This window comes from Pseudoalteromonas ulvae UL12, from assembly GCF_014925405.1.
GTDB classification, from domain to species: Bacteria; Pseudomonadota; Gammaproteobacteria; order Enterobacterales; family Alteromonadaceae; genus Pseudoalteromonas; species Pseudoalteromonas ulvae.
The window spans coordinates 127,746-144,519 of sequence record NZ_AQHJ01000022.1 but is presented as its reverse complement, the minus strand read 5'-3'; the positions used below and the strand labels follow the sequence as shown (position 1 = coordinate 144,519).

The following is a 16,774-nucleotide window of genomic DNA, read 5'->3' as shown; positions in this document are numbered from 1 at the left end:
TATTGTAGGCAAAGCAACGCAAGACTTAAAGTCTTGCGAGCTCTTTTTGCATTTGACGGTATTGCTTGAGGAGGGCTTTTAAGCGTTGTTGTTTGATGTCCTCATCGAGGCTGACAAAATTAAGTGCTTTTTGTATTTCATCCGAGGCGCGCTGGTAGCCTCCGTTACTGGCTAAAATACTGGCGACAGTTTCGTGATACGCAGAATGATTGTCTTGGCGTTTGTAACAGTCGGCCAATAATTGCTTAGCAAGGCTGTGTTCTGGTTTTTCAAGTAAAAAGTTTTTCAGTAACACTTCTGCTTTATCAAGTTGGTTGGCGGTCATTGCTGCATTGGCCAAATTAAGCGTGATAACTTGATTGTTAGGTTTCACTTGGTGAAATTGACTCAGCATTTCAACCGCTTGTTCGGCTTTATCTTGTGCAATGAGTAAATCCGTTTTGGTATCAAGATAAAAAGGATTGGTGGCATCGTTTTTTAATAACTCAGCTAATAAGGCATCTGCTTCATCTAATTTTTTTTGGTCTAGCAGTGTGATTGCTAATCCGTATTCGAGGGCACGCTTATCTGTCGCAATGGTTTTTTTGAGCTCACTTCTAAAAAAGCGTTCTGCATGTTCACTTTTATCGTTAAAGCGGGCAATAACACGACTCTTTGCGAGTAAAAATTCAATGCTAGAAGGCACGTCCTTCAAAGGGAACTGCTCTGCTCGTAAACGGATATCTGAGACTCGGCTATCTGGGAGTGGGTGGGTGAGCAAAAATACCGGAGGTTTTTTCTTAAAACGTAACTGGGCCGCCAGTTTGCCTAAAAACTCGCTCGATGCACGAGGATCGTAACCGGAATTATTTAAGATGGTCATGCCAATGCGGTCGGCTTCTTGCTCTGCGCCACGGCTGTGACTCATCTGGCTCAACGTCGCTTGGGTTTGATTGGCTGAAATAATCGCCAAGCCTGCATCTGGAGCGACAATGGTCGTTAAAATACCCGCAATCATGCCGGCAATCGTTAAAGGGGCATTGTCTTGTTGCGATTGAAGTCGACGAGCAAGGTGGCGCTGAGTGACGTGGGCAATCTCATGACCCAGTACCGAAGCAAATTGGCTTTCTGTATCAGCATTGAGGATAAGCCCAGTGTGAACACCGACATGGCCGCCGTAAAAAGCAAAGGCGTTAATGTCTGAATTTCGAAGCCAGAAAAACTTAAATGGGAAACGCACATCGGCGGCGTTGGCAACGAGTTTATTGCCTATGTTGGTGAGGTATTCATCAAGCACAGGATCATCAAAAATTGGCGAGGTGCTTTTAATTTTCATCATCATTAACTCACCAATCGCTTGTTCTTTATCGATGGGTAAGGCACTCACTGCGGAGGTACCTAAGTCAGGTAGGTTAAATGAGGTTTGTGCATATGTACTTGATGTTAAGAATAAATTACTGCTGATTAAAGCGGCCAGTAGGGTGCGTTTTTTCATTTTATTCCTTGCTAGTCGGCTCAGGGCTAATCAACCTTGCTAACGCTAAATCATCTTGATCGACAGTCCGTTCTTTTTCACATAAATCGTAAAATTCTTTAATTGAGACGCCCTTAACACTGACAACGTTCAATTCTTTTTTCAAAAATTCAATAATTTTATACACGATTTTATGTGAATAGATGATTAACGCTTTATCTGCATCATCACCTCTTTGGAAGAAAAACTGCATGTATTTGTGCAGTTGATTTATTCGCAATACAATTTTCATGGTGTAGGGATCCCAGATCCGAAACTCCATATATTTATTATCACTGATGTATTGATCGATTTGCTTATCTTTAGCTAAGGGAAAGGCGTGTAATTCAAAACCACGGTCAGTAAAAATTTGGTGTAATGCGATACGAGGTTTTTTTTCGCAGTCAATAATTCCAGAATGACTGATAGTGCCGCCGAGTAGTTCTACATGCCAGTTACGTTTATCAATCATGCGTTTAACGGCATTGTCAAAACCATGGCTTAAAATGCCTTCAGACTCTGCTAACGAAGAAGCAACCATATGATAAAAAGGCGGTAGCTCTCCCCAGTTAAGCTGCTTTTTATACCAGTTTATTTCTTTAAGTGTTGGGTTAACGGGTAACTTGGCTTTGCTATTTTGTTTTGACATGTAACTGACCCACTTCAAGATATCTTTTTAGCATAAAGCATTGCAGAGACTTGGTATATGCCGACTCTTTTAAAAATAGCAAAAAAAAGTGTGCTTTGTTTGCTATTTGAGCAAATTAACATTTTTGAGTTTACCGAGTTAACACAGTGGCTTACTATGAGACTTAAAGTTTATTATTGTTGTTATAGAAGCATGGTAGAGTGTGATTTAAGCCTATTTGTGTGTCCGCAATTGTTTGTGCAATTTAAGTATCATTTAAAAATAATGGCGAAAAACAAGCAGTCTGGCATGTTTAAAGTCGCCAGAGACGCGGACATCGCAGATATTGAGCGTTACCTGACACATCAACAACTTTTTTATCGAATTGAACAGCACCCGCAGTTCAAGTGTGTATTTGTTTTGGAGCAAGCTAACGGTGTTTGAATTTGTTAAATCGTGGTACGAACGTAAGTTCTCAGACCCTCACTCGGTCACTTTATTACTGGTTATTTGTGCTGTTGTATCATTGCTCTATTTTGTGGGCTCGTTAATTATTCCTGTATTGGTTGCTATTGTCGTTGCTTATTTATTGGAGTGGCCAGTGCAACGTTTGGCGTTACTGGGTTTTTCGAGGTTAATGGCATCCACTCTGGTGATGTTGTGTTTTAGTGGTATCGCCATTGCTTCATTTTTTGGCATTGTGCCAGTGCTGTGGCAACAGACATCCAATTTGCTCCAAGAAGCCCCCCATATGCTTGAGCAAGGCAAATCATTTTTAATGCAATTGCCTCATCAATACCCTGAGCTCATCACTGAGATGCAAATTAAAACAGTGGTCGGCACCGTTGAAAATAAGTTTATCGAATTTGGTCAAGTTATTTTGTCCGTGTCACTGACATCACTCAAAGACATTGTCGCCTTACTTATTTATTTAATTTTAGTGCCGTTATTGGTCTTTTTTATGCTCAAAGATAAACAAGAATTAGTGGGTGGGATCGGGCGTTTGTTACCCGATCAGCGTCGATTGATTAGCCAAGTGTGGTTGGAAATGAATCAACAAATCATGAATTATATTCGTGGTAAGGTCATTGAGATTTTAATTGTCGGTGGCGCGTCATTTATTACATTTACTTTATTTGAGTTACGTTATGCTGCGCTGTTAGGGGTGTTAGTGGGCTGCTCGGTATTGATACCTTTTGTCGGTGCCGCATTGGTCACCATTCCTGTGGCTGCGGTGGCCTTGTTTCAGTTTGGTGTCAGCCCTGAATTTTGGTATATCATCATTGCGTATAGCATTATTCAAGCCTTAGATGGCAATGTTTTGGTTCCGTTGTTATTTTCTGAGGCGGTGGATTTGAACCCTGTGTATATTATCGTCGCCGTGTTATTTTTTGGTGGATTATGGGGCTTTTGGGGGGTCTTTTTTGCTATCCCATTGGCATCGCTAGTCCGTGCTTTACTCAATGCATGGTCGATGCAACCTCAAGAAATAAAAGCGTAGTAAACCGGATTGCGCCGTGGGCGCAAGAGGCACAAAAAAGGCACGAACACGTGCCTTTTCTATTTGTATAAAGGCTGATCAGCCTTTTATGTGTGACATCACGACTTCGTGGTGATCTTTAGTTTTAAATTTATCAAAGACGTGTTTGATTTTGCCATCTTGGCCAATTAGAAATGAAATACGATGGATGCCGTCGTATTCTTTGCCCATGAATTTTTTGTAACCCCACACTCCAAATGCGTCAGCAATAGCATGATCTTCATCAGAAAGCAGATGAAAGTTGAGCTCTTTCTTATTGACAAAATTAGCAATGCGTTTCACCGGATCTGGGCTTATTCCAACAACCGTGGTGTTTAATGCCAGGAGTGCATCTTTATTATCGCGTAGGTTTTCTGCTTGTACGGTACAGCCGGGAGTAGAAGCTTTTGGGTAAAAATAGACCAGTACTTGATTGGCTTTTAGTAACTGTGCAAGCTCAATAGGTGTGCCGTGTTGATCAGATAATGAAAATAATGGGGCGTTATCGCCAGCTTTAAGAGGATTGATAATGTTCATAATTATTCCTTATCGAATTCGTCTAAGAATATATTCAAGGTTGAGTTCATTGCACAATTGTTCAAATTGCACTTTAAAAGTATCGAACTCCACGTCGACGGATAAATTGACTTCAAGTTCAGAGCGCATAAAGGTTTGATCTTTATCGTCAAAAGTATCGGATTTAAGCGAGCAAATGTTGATGTGGTTTTCACCTAACAGGGTTGTGACGCGACTGAGTGTTCCAGGCGCATCAATACCTGAATATTCAATGGTATAGCCTGCGCTGAATTCCGTATTTGGGTGACTCGAAGTGCGTTTCATCATGGTCAACAAACCGAGTTCAACACTTTTAGTTGGTAGAATGTGCTCGACGCGGCTAATGGCCGACATATCACCAGCGAGCAGCATGATAAACGAAAATTCGTTACCTAAAATTGCAATACGACTGTCAATAATATTGCAATGACAATCACTTACAAGTTGTGTTAATGCCCCGACAATTCCAGTTCTATCTTCTCCGATTGCTGTCAGCACTAATTGATGATTTGCAAATCCCGTCATTTATTCCACCCTATGTCATTCTTGGCGCGAAACTCTAACATAAATCAGAAGAAAAGATTAGCCATTGTTGTGTTTACATCAAGGTGCACGTACCATAAGTGCGTTTTATCTATCGGGTTATGCTCAATTTAGTGTAATCTACCCAATAATAAAAATTGAGTGTTGAATTTAGACCTCAAAATAGACTGAACCATTTTAAGTGTGCCGACTCAAAGCTTCGTATCTTAAGGCACGCAAAGGAGAAGAATAAGTGCAGTATTGGATTCGTAACACGTTAGTGTTAAGCGTCATTGCAGGGTTATCGGGTTGTAGTGTTTTTACTAATAACGCCCACCACGAAAAAAACTATCGTGTTTCAGAGCAGTTAAAAGTCCCTGCGAATCTAACGAAACCTTATCAAAATCCTGAATTTGTCATGGAGCCGAAACAATATAAAAAAGCCGCGGCAACCGATAGCTTAAAGCCACCGGCGCAAGTGTTAAATACAGCGCCTGGAAGTTGGAGTGAAGAAGGGGATTCGCAAGCGCGTATTTATTTTGATAAGCCTGATGGGATCACTGATTTAAAAGGCTTTATCTGGCAAGCCTTACGAGATTTGCTCGCTGATCACCAAGCACAAGCACTGCAAGAAAACGAAGCAAAAGGCACAATGGAAACCGATTGGTACTCAATCCATAAACCGATTGAAGTATGGTTTTGGCAATCTGAAAAAGAAGTCAGTCGTCAGCGTTTTGAGTTTACGATTGAACAAAAAGATCACCAACGTACCGCCTCTGTTTTAGTGAAACTAGTGGACTATCAATCAAAAAATGAGCCGCTAACAGGCGTGCTAAAACAGCAACTTGAAGTCGGTGCATTGAACGCGTTTGTCACACAGTACGACTTTAACTATCGTCAGTTTGCAGTGCAGCAACAAAAAGAGCGGGGCATTATTTCCTTGAAGATGGGCTTTGATAACAAAGGCAATGCATCTTTAATCACCGAACAAGAATATGTAGTCGGATTTACGCGTTTTGCCGCGTTGTTAGAAAGTTTAAACTTTGCAATCACCGAGCTTAATGATAAAACTGGATTAATCAGCGCTACGTATGACAAGCCTGATGCCAGCGTCTGGGATTCAATTTGGGGAGATGATTTATCTGAGCTGCCTTTAGAAAGTGGTCAGTATCAAATCTTAATTGAGACCTTAGAAACAGGCGGAACAAGTTTGACTTGGATGGACGGTGAAGGAGAAGTCTTAGAGCCGGGCACAATGAATGACTTACATCAGGCATTAGTTAAAGTATTGCGCAAAAAAGGTGTAGACATTTAAAATATTTTAACAAGTTAACAGCCTTGCCATGTTGCATAGCAAGGCTAAATAGACAAACGAAAAGAGCACGTGCGGCTCTTTTCTTTTGTCTGTATTAAAGTTGTTATTTGAGCGCTTAATGCTCGAATATAAAAATAATAAAGGCACTGCTATGCAAAATCAGCACGTTGAGCAATTAAATCTATATCATTGGCGCACCTTATTCGCGTTTATTGTCCCGTCTCTTATTGGTGTGTTCTTGTTTATGACACCGGTTCCGTTAGGAGATGTATTTACTATTCCGATTGCGGTACTGGCTAAACAAGTTCAGCAGTTAGTGGCCTCGCATATTACCGCTATGGTGACAGGGATTATCTGTTTTACCGCTATTTTTGGCTTGTTTGTTAAGCTTCTCAAACCTGCGTTTATCGCGCGAATTGGCTTTTTGCAGCACTTATTTGATGTCAGTTATGTGTGGGTCTTTACACGTTTGGCTGGCATGGTGTTTGTGGTGATGACCTATTTTAAAGTCGGACCTGAAGCGATTTATTCAGATAATACTGGGCATTTAGTGTTACATGACTTAATGCCGGTGTTGTTTTCTGTTTTTATTTTGGCTGGTTTGTTACTGCCATTATTGCTTAATTTTGGTTTACTTGAGCTAGTTGGTACCTTACTGACAAAAGTGATGCGGCCATTGTTTGGTGTGCCCGGTCGAAGTGCAGTTAACTGTGTGGCTTCATGGTTAGGTGACGGAAGCGTTGGGATTTTGATGACCGCCAAGCAATACGAAGAAAAATTTTTTACGGCCAAAGAAGCGGCCATTATTGGCACCACTTTTTCTGCGGTGTCGATTACTTTTAGTTTGGTGGTGATTGGTCAGGTTAAACTTGAACATTTATTTGCGCCTTTTTACTTAACTGTGTGTTTGGCGGGGATTGTAGCCGCGTTAATTGTGCCGCGTTTACCACCTTTGAGTTGGAAAAAACATGAATACGTTGATGGTACGACGCCTAATGGCGATGCAGAAGCGCTTCCTGAAGGTAAGACATTGTTTAAACACGGCTTAGAGGTGGCGTTAACTAAAGCTTATTATGCGCCAGGTATTAAAGGCACTGTTCAAGAAGGGTTGAAAAATGCCTTTGATATGGTGTTTGCAGTTTTGCCTGTGGTCATGGCTGTCGGTACCTTTGCATTAATCATTGCCGAGTACACGCCGGTATTTCAAATATTGGGTACGCCGTTTATTCCTTATTTAGAATTACTCAATGTCCCTGAGGCTGAAAAAGCAGCACAAACCATAGTGGTGGGCTTTGCTGATATGTTTATTCCTTCGATTTTAGCAGCCAATTCAATTGAAAGTGATGTAACACGATTTATTATTGCAGCAATGAGTGTCACGCAGCTGATATATATGTCAGAAGTCGGTGCTTTGCTTTTAGGCAGTAAAATACCGGTGAATATTATTGAGTTGTTTGTTATTTTCTTACTAAGAACATTAATTACACTGCCTGTGATTGCATTGATGGCGCATTGGTTGGTGTAATTTTTTAGGGGATGAAAAAAACGAACATCAAGGATGTTCGTTTTTTTTGTCTTCGTTTTCTGTTTGCGTTTCTTGCGCTTGTTTTGCAGCCAGCGCTGCTTTGGCTTTTTCGATCGGATCTTTGTTAAATTGTGTCATGTCATATTTGGCGCTTGATTTTAGCAGGGCGATGTTCCCCCACACAAAGCCAAACACAATTGCGATGATTAAAATAACCTGCCAAGTTTGCATGGTTGACCTCCTCTTAACCTTTGCCTTTAGCATGCTCTAAAATCTGCGAAAAGTCATCAGCTAATAAAGTGTAATCGACCTGAATCTTCGCTTTTTGCTGCTATGGTTTCCTGCTAATATAGCCGCGAAATTATCTGTGAATAAAATGAGGTAGTGCCTTGTCAAACGAAAATGTGCTTATTTGGCCCAAACAATATCCTTTGTTGTTAAAAGGCTTGTTAGAGCAAAACGGTGCGCATATTCTCGATGCATTAGAGCAATGGCCTCAATGTGAAGAAAAAACCGATGTTGATGGACTGACGCTCACTATTTTGCCGCCGATGTTTTATTTGTTATGGCAAAAGCCTGCGGAGCCTTTTCAAGAGTGTGCATTTCAGCATATTTTTGAATATGAAGATGCTGAACATCAGTATGTGGAGCAGGTATTAGTTCATCTTAAAGCGCAGTTAGAACAAAATGAAAAAGTGACCTTGTTATTACTCGAACGCCTAGCTCAGTATGTCAACTTTACCACGCAGTTTAAGCATTTCTCTTTAGTCAGCCCTGCGTGTTTATGTTTGCAGCTGCATTATTTTAATGTCTTAAAAGTGTTGCTCGAAAATGGGCTGGTCCTGAGTGAGCAAGATATTTTAACCTTATGGCAAGATACTGAATTACATGCAGTGTTGCTGCCTTATTTAGGTAAAGCGGTCAAACAAACAAGTAGCTTACTGGAAACCATAACTGAGCGGCTGATAAATGGTGAAGACTATTTTGGTTTATTGGTTGCTTTGCAGCACGATGAAACAGACCTGACATTACTCGAAAAAGCCTTGCTGGCACATATTCGAGATGACAGTGCCAAACAAACATTGTGTAAACGTTTTTTAGCACAGGGAGCAACAGGGACTGTCGAAGACGAAAATGGTATGACGGCACTGATGTGGGCCGCTAAACGTGGCTTTATTGATGTACTCGTAAACCAACTTGATGAGGCGGTTCTCAAACAGACTGACCATGAAAACCACACATTATTGCATCACGCAGTCATGGCGCAAAATGAGCAATGTATTGCATTGCTGTTAAAAAGTGGCGTTGACTATACGGTAAAAAACAAGGATGGCCTAACCGCGTATCAGTTGGCGGTGAGTCTGGGCTATCGTAATGTGATTAAGCTCTTAGAAAGAGATTTTGGCATTAAAGAGCTCAGCCCTGATCAGCAAATTAAGCGTATTCGTTTAGTCCACGTTTTACATGCAGTGGCTTGTTGGCTGTTGCCTGTTCAGCTTTTTTTCTTTTTTATGCCTAATTTTGACTTTAAAAGTGAATCTTCGTTTGTTTGTGCATTAATGACTATGCTCATGTTGTTTTATGCAATGAGCTTAAAACGTTGTAATTTATATCCTTATATCAAGCACCCGTGGAGTTTATCGTTCATTCGCGGAGTGTCATTTTTAAGCCTTGCGTTGCAGCTAATGATGGTGGTTGTCGTAGTCGTCACCGCGCTAAGTTAAATTCACTTTTTAAACATAAACCTGCTTAATAGCAGGTTTTTTTTGCTTTATTTATAAGAATGGCGGTTGTTACAGCGATTGGTTATTAGCTATCTGCGTGTATCTGTGTAAAATTGGGTTATAAGATATATCTTAAAGTAATATAAGGCATTTATGTTTACCCCAATTGATCCTCACCTTCATCAACCACAAGTCTATTTAGATGCCAATGCAACCACCGCGGTGTTACCTGAAATTGCAGATATTGTTTCACATACCATGCAAGTGTGTTTTGGTAATCCTTCAAGCTCTCATATTACAGGTATAAAAGCTAAGCATTTGATGGAAGAAACTCGTCAGTTAGCCAAGCAGGTCATTGGTGCGCAAACCGGGCATATTTTGTTTACATCGGGTGCGACTGAAGGGATCCAAACAGCGATCGTATCTGCATTATTGGCGATTAAAGAGCATGATATTGCAGAGCCTATTTTGATGTATGGTGCAACAGAGCATAAAGCAGTGCCAAACACGTTAGCTCATTGGAATAGTGTACTTGGTATTAATGCTACTATGATGGCCATTTCTGTTGATCAGGATGGCTTATTGGATCATGATTTTATTGCAGAGCATGTGGGCCAAGCATTGATGATTTGCACTATGGCTGTGAACAATGAAACGGGTGTATGCCAAGATTTAGCATTGTTAGAACAAGTCATTAGAGCGAATAACCCATCGGTAGCTTGGATGGTCGATTGTGTACAGGCGCTGGGTAAACTCGATTTAGCCATCAGTGAAACAACGATTGATTATGCACCTTTCTCGGGTCATAAATTATATGCCCCTAAAGGAATTGGCTTTTTATATATTCGTGAGCAGAGTCCTTACACACCATTTATTGCTGGTGGTGGGCAAGAAGGCGGAATGCGCTCTGGTACCGAAAACCTTCCTGGTATCGCAGGATTAAATCGGTTGTTTTCACTCTTAATTGATCCGCAGCAATCAGTCTTTAAATCTCATCAGCAGCTACATAGCTACCGTGAACAGCTAGAGAAAGCTTTACGGTCTGTTTTTCCGAAAATTGTCTTTAATCATCGTTTTGATTTGAGTGTGCCAACGACCTTGAACTTTGCAGTTAAAAATATTTCGAGCAAAGAAATTATGGATTTGTTTGATGCCGCAGGGATCCGTGTCAGTGCAGGCTCTGCATGTAGTTCAGGTGCTTCGCGCAGTTATGTGCTCGATGCAATGAGTGTTGACAATTGGCAATCTGAAAATGCGATTCGTTTATCGTTTGGGCCCGCTGCTACACAAGTCGAAATAGATGAAGCATGTAAACGTATTACACAGTTAAAATCAGTGTTGGCTTCGGCTTGTTTGGTGATTTCAGACTCGCAAGTGACTGAGCAAGAGGTGTGCGCGCTTGGTTTGAGCCAATATAAACATCAAGGGGCATGTTGTTGGTTGTTTGTGACCGATGAAAAAGAAGCGGTGATCATCGACCCGATTATTGAGCTATTGCCACGTTTGATGAATGTAATACAAGGGCAAAAATTAACCTTGAAAGCGATGTTAGCGACTCATCAACATGCACATGATGAACCTTTGGCATCTTATTATTCGTTAGCGGGATTAACACAACCGGACAATCTGGATCTGCTGGGCTGGCCAAATCAAATCGATGATATTCAAATCGGGCGCTATCAATTAATGCGCATTAGCACTCCGGGCCATAACGAAAACAGCGTCTCTTATTTGTTAATGGATCAAGATAAAGTTGTGATCTGCTTTTGTGGTGATTTGATATTACCCGGCGGGCTTGGGCGAACTAACCTTGATGATTCTGATCCGGCGCAGATGTATGACTCCTTATTATCACTTAGCCAACGATTATCATCTGATAGCGTTTTATGTTCATCCCATGATTATGCGCAAAGTTTCGCCATTGATTGGCACAGCCAGCAGGCAATTAATCCACTGCTCAATCATGTGGTGACACAGCAGATAGACAAACAAGAGTTTATTAAACAAAAACAAGCTTCCGACCAATCTTTAGCTGCACAAGTCGAGTATTTTTGTGGTGCCGTAGTGAGTCCAGCATCACACAGCCTTGTTGAAAAGTCATTACCTGCCGCTTTGAGTTTGATAGCTGAAGAAGGTGCGATTTTGCTCGATATTCGTGAATCATACGAGCACAGCGCCAGCCAGCTTGCAACGTTACTTAATATTAATGAGCAGCATGTACGCAATGTGCCACTCAATCGAATTTCGGATGCGATCTGGCAAAAGCGCTTAGATCCAAAACAGTCATACGTGTTAATTTGTCGCAGTGGTAATCGCTCACGACAAGCATGCCTCAATTTGCAGCAACTTGGTTTTGAGCAGGTGTACAACATTCGGGGTGGCTTGGCATTGCTGTAAATAATTGGCTCTAATGAAATAACAGCTCAGTCAGTTTATAACAATTGATTGAATAATCATGCCGATGGATAGTTTATCGGCATGATTGTTTTTAATTATGAAGGGTTACTCTTGTGCCCCAGTGCTATCTCGGACAACAAGCTCAGGAGTAAACATTTTTCGAAGATCTTTGTCTTGATTACGGGTGCCACGTGTTTTTGCAAACAGCAGTTTGGCTGCATGTTGGGCAATGGTATCAATAGATTGATGTGCGGTGGTCAGTTTTGGCCATGTTTGACGAGAAAATGGGTTATCCTCAAATCCTGCAATCGACAGCTGCTGAGGGATTTTTATGGACATTAAACGAGCAGCAAAAAGTGCCCCCGCAGCGATTTCATCGTTACATGCAAAAATTGCACTGACGTCTTTATTGTCTGCCAGTAATTGTTTGGCATTTGTCACCCCAGATTCGAATGAATATTGACCATCAATAACCAACGACTCATCAACGGCTATGCCATTTTTACTGAGGGCTTCTTTATAGCCTGCCAATCGTTCTAAAGTCGATTTATGCTCTTTATCACCAGATAAAAAAGCAATGTGTTGATGGCCAAGTGAAATAAGGTGCTCCGTAATGGCAAAACTGGCATCACGGTCATTTACGTAGATGCAGTCTGTTTGCTCTGAAGAGCTTTCACAACCTGACAAAATACGAACATAATTAACACTGAGTTGATCGAGCATTTCAATTACATCAGGGCGTTCAGATAAAGGTGGGGTTAAAATCAAGCCTGAAATACGCGCTCGTTTTACCATAGTTGCTAACTCCTCAAGCATCATATCATCACTGCCTGAGCACGGATGAATAAGGAGTTCATAGCCTTCTTCTTTACAGCGAGACAAAATGCCTTTTTGCATGTCTAAAACATAGTAGGCATTGGGGTTATCATAAACTAAACCTATGGTGAATGACTTTGTTCCAGCTAAACTTCGTGCTGCAAGGTTAGGCTGATATTTTAATTCGTTTACCGCTTCCATCACTATGTCGTAGGTTTTTTTACGCACTGATGGCTCATTGTTCATCACACGTGATACGGTTTTCATTGATACGCCGGCAAGTTTAGCGACGTCATTTATTGTTACTTTCATATTATTATTTTATTTTCGTTGTGAGCGAAACATACCTTACTTGTCAGCAAAAGCGCATAAAGCCAAAGATTTATCGGCAATGAGTTTACATTGAAATATTTCTTCTTGAAATTTTTAACTTAGCATCCCGATTGATTTTGCTTAGTTTATCTAACTTCTATGCAAGATAGCAGAAAATATTTCGTTTATTAAACATGACAACGGTGTCAAAAAGTTTATTTGACTTATTGACAGCGTTGTCATTTTTACTTATTGTTAACTTCTATACATTAAACATGTTCATTATTTGACGTGTTAGAACAAAATTTAGTTAGATTTAACAACGTTTAGATTTAGCGATAAAGGAAGCATTATGAGTAGCCGTTCTGTTTTGCCTGCATGGCAAGCACTACAAACATCAGCCGAGCAAGTTAAAAACCTGCATTTAAAGCAAATGTTTGCCAGTGATCCTCAACGTTTTAATCAATTCTCTGTTGCGATTGATGGTGTGTTGTTCGATTACTCAAAACAGCGCCTGACTCAAGATGTATTTACGCAGTTGTTGAATCTAGCAGAGCAAACTGATTTACGCCAATGGCGCGATAAGATGTTTGCGGGTGAAAAAATTAATATTACTGAAGACCGTGCTGTCCTTCATGTTGCGCTTCGTCAACCTGCTGGCACACCTTTGTTTTTAGACGGCGAAGATGTCAATCAAGGAGTTCATCAAGAGCTGGCTAAAATAAAAGCGTTTGTGGCGCGTGTGCGTTCAGGACAGTGGCTTGGCTTTGATGGTCAGGCAATCAAAAATGTGGTGAGCATTGGGGTCGGCGGCTCAAATTTGGGCCCTCAAATGGCGACCGAGGCGCTTAAAACTTACGCAGATGACACCCTTAATATTCATTATGTCTCTAATGCCGATGGGGTTCAGATCCACCAAGTATTAGCGCAGCTTGACCCTGCCACGACACTGTTTGTGGTGTCATCTAAAACGTTTACTACATCTGAAACGATGACCAATGCAAAAACTGCACTGGCATGGTTGAATAAAGCAACAACTGCACAAGGCGCTGTGGCCAAACATTTTGTCGCTGTGAGCTCTAATCTGGCCAAAACCGCTGATTTTGGTATTGATAGTGACAATGTGTTTGCGATGTGGGATTGGGTTGGCGGTCGTTTTTCAATGTGGTCAGCGATTGGTCTGCCAATTGCGCTGTATTTAGGTTTTGAAATATTTGAAGAATTACTCGCGGGCGCGCATGAGATTGATCAGCATTTTTTAACCGCGGACTTTGAGCATAACATTCCGGTGATAATGGCCTTACTCAGTGTTTGGAATACCAGCTTTTTAGGCGCTGATGCGCAAGCTATTTTACCTTACGATCAGACCATGCATATGCTTCCTGCTTATTTACAACAAGCAGAAATGGAAAGTAATGGTAAATCAGTGACCTTTTCCGGTGAGTCGGTCAATTACACAACGGTACCGCTGATTTGGGGTATGACGGGCATTAACGGTCAGCATGCGTTTTATCAGTATTTGCATCAAGGGACCACCATTGTTCCGGCTGATTTTATTGGCTCTGTAACGCCAAGCATTGACGTAGGGCAGCATCATCAAGTGCTAATGTCTAATTTCTTTGCGCAAACTCAAGCGCTGATGGATGGAGTGAATGAAGACACAATTACAGCAGATTTAAAGAGTAAAGGTGTCTCAGAAGCACGTATTAGTGAATTAGTTAAGCATAAAGTTCATCAAGGAAATCGTCCAACAACCTCGATTTTATTGGACAAAATAGATGCTCGTGCCGTCGGACGATTGGTTGCGTTATACGAACATAAAATATTTTGCCAAGGCATTTTGTTAGAGATTTGCTCATTTGATCAATGGGGTGTCGAATTAGGTAAAGGCTTAGCATCGAATATTGAAGCGCAACTAGCTAATCATGATTTGACAGATGAACACGACAGTTCAACCAATAATTTAATAAACTACTTTAAACAAAAAAGAGCTTAATTCTAGTGAGCAAGATTGCTCCGAACCAGTAGCGCTGGCGTCCTCTGAGGTTGCTTGATGTGAGACAAGCAATCTCAGAGAGCCTTTTTTGTTAAACTGAATACCTTTGAACGGGTAGCGCTGAGTACTTAGGACCTGTAATTTTGTGAGAGGGATTACAGCGTCTCTAAGACTCATTATCTATACCGTGGTAAACGAACCTTTGAACGGGTAGCGCGGGTGACTTTAGGGTTTGCAATTTGTGAGAGGGTTGCAAACTCTGAGCCCCTTATCCTAAAAATGAATTAAAGCACTCGTTTTAATTGCCTCCATACGCTGCTTCAGGCATATTTACTCACTTAAATAATGGCAGCTGCATACGAATTCATATAAAAGCAGCGAAATAAACGGTAATTTAACCAAACAATTACCCAATAAAAAGATACTATAATCCTCAGCACTTGTTCATGTACATACAGTGCCATTGATATAGAGCTCTCGCTCCCAACAAAAGAGATTTAACTATGCTAAACCCATTTGATATTGTTATTTTTGGTGGCGGTGGTGATTTATCGCTACGTAAATTGCTTCCTGCATGGTACCGCGCATATCAGGAAGGCAATTTGCCAGCAGGTAGCCGCATCATGCCAACGGTCAGAGAATTAGCAAATCGCGAAGAATTCATCGAAAAAGTCAATCAAGGATTACAAGCTCACCTCAGTAAAGGCGAATACAATAAAAAAGATTGGGCAGCATTTGCTGAGTTTATTGAACCAATCGCGATAAACGTCACAGAAATAGATGAAAACTGGACAGTGTTAAAAGAGCGCCTTGAGTCAGTTGAAGCGGATCGCTCTCGTGTATTTTATCTCTCTCTTCCTCCTGCAGTGTATGGCCGCTGTTGTGAGCTATTGTCACAAATGGAACTCATTACTGAGACTTCGCGGGTTGTTGTTGAAAAGCCGATTGGCTACTGCGGCGCGTCTGCTGAAGAAATCAACTCGCAAGTGGCGTTATTCTTTAAAGAAGAGCAAATCTTTCGTATTGACCATTATTTAGGTAAAGAAACCGTTCAAAACTTGATGGCGCTTCGTTTTTCAAACGCTTTGTTTGAAAATTTGTGGGATGCAAAATCAATCGACAATATTCAAATCAGTATTTCTGAAACCGTGGGTCTTGAAACGCGCGCAGGCTTTTACGACAAAGCGGGTGCACTTCGAGACATGGTTCAAAATCACTTGTTGCAGTTATTATGCTTAGTGGCGATGGAGTCACCGCATAAACTTAATGCAAACAGCATTCGCACAGAAAAGCTTAAAGTTTTAGAAGCATTACGACCTCTAGTTGGCAAAGCTGTGTCAGAGAATATTGTCAGAGGGCAATATGTGCCAGGCACGCTCAATGGCAAGGTTGTACCAGGCTACTTAGAAGAACTCGGTGATAATTCAATCACAGAAACATTTGTAGCTATTAGAGCGCATATTGATAACTGGCGTTGGTCAGGTGTGCCATTTTACTTGCGTACAGGTAAACGCCTTAAAAAGCGTTGCGCTGAAATTGTAGTTGAATACAAAGGTGTGTCACATAATGTGTATGAGCAAAATGTTGGCGCTATCCAACCGAATCGGTTAATTATTCAATTACAACCTGAAGAAAGCATTCAGTTGACCTTAATGTCAAAGCGTTTGGATAAATTAGAAATGGAACTTGAGCCTGTTACTTTAAATATCGAGCTGGCTGAAGATTACAAAAATGGTTACCAAGGTGATGCCTATAAGCGTTTGATGCTCGATGCTGCAGCGAATAACCCCGCATTATTTATCCACCGTGATGAAGTTCGCCAAGCATGGAAGTGGATTGATCCGATAATTGAACATTGGCAACAAGCAGGCACACCTGCTTTATATCGTGCCGGTTCTTGGGGCCCCGTTGATGCGGATGAGCTGTTAGCAGAAAACAATCACACATGGTTTAATGCCGGGGACGAAGATTAA

Annotated in this window: 14 protein-coding genes; 8 read left to right on the top strand and 6 right to left on the bottom strand. The window is 41.2% G+C overall.

What is annotated here, in order from left to right; translation table 11 throughout:
• Window positions 1-25: 25 nt before the first annotated feature.
• A complete protein-coding gene (gene bepA, locus PULV_RS02785) occupies window positions 26-1,474 on the bottom strand; it encodes a beta-barrel assembly-enhancing protease (protein ID WP_086742998.1) in 1,449 nt (482 codons plus the stop codon).
• A 1-nt stretch (window position 1,475) separates the two neighbouring features.
• The gene (locus PULV_RS02780; protein ID WP_193330883.1) at window positions 1,476-2,141 is read right to left on the bottom strand and encodes a hypothetical protein; all 666 of its coding nucleotides are present in this window, start codon (window positions 2,139-2,141) and stop codon (window positions 1,476-1,478) included.
• Between the two features lie 288 nt (window positions 2,142-2,429).
• Between PULV_RS02780 and PULV_RS22095 the strand changes: the two genes are divergently transcribed.
• Both PULV_RS22095 and PULV_RS02770 read left to right on the top strand, forming a co-directional pair.
• Window positions 2,430-2,564 carry a hypothetical protein gene (locus tag PULV_RS22095; protein ID WP_264372473.1) on the top strand — a complete coding sequence of 45 codons (135 nt, stop codon included), beginning with the start codon at window positions 2,430-2,432 and terminating at the stop codon, window positions 2,562-2,564.
• Window positions 2,557-3,621: an AI-2E family transporter gene (locus PULV_RS02770; RefSeq protein WP_193330882.1), complete on the top strand. Its 1,065-nt coding sequence runs from the start codon at window positions 2,557-2,559 to the stop codon at window positions 3,619-3,621. Before PULV_RS22095 ends, PULV_RS02770 begins: the two co-directional genes overlap by 8 nt.
• Window positions 3,622-3,699: 78 nt before the next feature.
• Here PULV_RS02770 and bcp read toward each other — a convergent pair whose 3' ends face one another.
• Window positions 3,700-4,176 carry a thioredoxin-dependent thiol peroxidase gene (gene bcp / locus PULV_RS02765; RefSeq protein ID WP_086743001.1) on the bottom strand — a complete coding sequence of 159 codons (477 nt, stop codon included), beginning with the start codon at window positions 4,174-4,176 and terminating at the stop codon, window positions 3,700-3,702.
• Window positions 4,177-4,185: 9 nt separating this feature from the next.
• Complete coding sequence (locus PULV_RS02760) at window positions 4,186-4,719, bottom strand: glycine cleavage system protein R (RefSeq protein ID WP_086743002.1); 534 nt, start codon at window positions 4,717-4,719, stop codon at window positions 4,186-4,188.
• Window positions 4,720-4,969: 250 nt separating this feature from the next.
• Between PULV_RS02760 and bamC the strand changes: the two genes are divergently transcribed.
• Complete coding sequence (gene bamC / locus PULV_RS02755; RefSeq protein ID WP_086743003.1) at window positions 4,970-6,031, top strand: outer membrane protein assembly factor BamC; 1,062 nt, start codon at window positions 4,970-4,972, stop codon at window positions 6,029-6,031.
• Window positions 6,032-6,182: 151 nt separating this feature from the next.
• A complete protein-coding gene (locus tag PULV_RS02750) occupies window positions 6,183-7,556 on the top strand; it encodes a YjiH family protein (RefSeq protein ID WP_086743216.1) in 1,374 nt (457 codons plus the stop codon).
• Between the two features lie 27 nt (window positions 7,557-7,583).
• Here the strand turns inward: PULV_RS02750 and PULV_RS02745 are convergent, their stop codons facing one another.
• The gene (locus tag PULV_RS02745) at window positions 7,584-7,787 is read right to left on the bottom strand and encodes a DUF2897 family protein (protein WP_086743004.1); all 204 of its coding nucleotides are present in this window, start codon (window positions 7,785-7,787) and stop codon (window positions 7,584-7,586) included.
• Window positions 7,788-7,945: 158 nt separating this feature from the next.
• Here PULV_RS02745 and PULV_RS02740 point away from each other — a divergent pair, with 158 nt between their 5' ends.
• Together PULV_RS02740 and PULV_RS02735 are read left to right on the top strand one after the other, a co-directional pair.
• The gene (locus PULV_RS02740) at window positions 7,946-9,280 is read left to right on the top strand and encodes an ankyrin repeat domain-containing protein (RefSeq protein WP_193330881.1); all 1,335 of its coding nucleotides are present in this window, start codon (window positions 7,946-7,948) and stop codon (window positions 9,278-9,280) included.
• 153 nt (window positions 9,281-9,433) lie between these two features.
• Window positions 9,434-11,677: an aminotransferase class V-fold PLP-dependent enzyme gene (locus PULV_RS02735; protein ID WP_193330880.1), complete on the top strand. Its 2,244-nt coding sequence runs from the start codon at window positions 9,434-9,436 to the stop codon at window positions 11,675-11,677.
• Between the two features lie 105 nt (window positions 11,678-11,782).
• Here PULV_RS02735 and PULV_RS02730 read toward each other — a convergent pair whose 3' ends face one another.
• The gene (locus PULV_RS02730; protein ID WP_086743007.1) at window positions 11,783-12,805 is read right to left on the bottom strand and encodes a LacI family DNA-binding transcriptional regulator; all 1,023 of its coding nucleotides are present in this window, start codon (window positions 12,803-12,805) and stop codon (window positions 11,783-11,785) included.
• 352 nt (window positions 12,806-13,157) lie between these two features.
• Between PULV_RS02730 and pgi the strand changes: the two genes are divergently transcribed.
• Complete coding sequence (gene pgi / locus PULV_RS02725; protein ID WP_193330879.1) at window positions 13,158-14,801, top strand: glucose-6-phosphate isomerase; 1,644 nt, start codon at window positions 13,158-13,160, stop codon at window positions 14,799-14,801.
• Window positions 14,802-15,304: 503 nt separating this feature from the next.
• The gene (zwf, locus tag PULV_RS02720; RefSeq protein ID WP_086743009.1) at window positions 15,305-16,774 is read left to right on the top strand and encodes a glucose-6-phosphate dehydrogenase; all 1,470 of its coding nucleotides are present in this window, start codon (window positions 15,305-15,307) and stop codon (window positions 16,772-16,774) included.

Coding starts and splice junctions, on each gene's coding strand:
- pgi (WP_193330879.1), top strand. CDS start 13,158: ATGAGTAGCCGTTCTGTTTTGCCTGCATGGCAAGCACTACAAACATCA.
- bcp (WP_086743001.1), bottom strand. CDS start 4,176: ATGAACATTATCAATCCTCTTAAAGCTGGCGATAACGCCCCATTATTT.
- PULV_RS22095 (WP_264372473.1), top strand. CDS start 2,430: ATGTTTAAAGTCGCCAGAGACGCGGACATCGCAGATATTGAGCGTTAC.
- PULV_RS02780 (WP_193330883.1), bottom strand. CDS start 2,141: ATGTCAAAACAAAATAGCAAAGCCAAGTTACCCGTTAACCCAACACTT.
- PULV_RS02750 (WP_086743216.1), top strand. CDS start 6,183: ATGCAAAATCAGCACGTTGAGCAATTAAATCTATATCATTGGCGCACC.
- zwf (WP_086743009.1), top strand. CDS start 15,305: ATGCTAAACCCATTTGATATTGTTATTTTTGGTGGCGGTGGTGATTTA.
- PULV_RS02745 (WP_086743004.1), bottom strand. CDS start 7,787: ATGCAAACTTGGCAGGTTATTTTAATCATCGCAATTGTGTTTGGCTTT.
- PULV_RS02735 (WP_193330880.1), top strand. CDS start 9,434: ATGTTTACCCCAATTGATCCTCACCTTCATCAACCACAAGTCTATTTA.
- PULV_RS02730 (WP_086743007.1), bottom strand. CDS start 12,805: ATGAAAGTAACAATAAATGACGTCGCTAAACTTGCCGGCGTATCAATG.
- bepA (WP_086742998.1), bottom strand. CDS start 1,474: ATGAAAAAACGCACCCTACTGGCCGCTTTAATCAGCAGTAATTTATTC.
- PULV_RS02760 (WP_086743002.1), bottom strand. CDS start 4,719: ATGACGGGATTTGCAAATCATCAATTAGTGCTGACAGCAATCGGAGAA.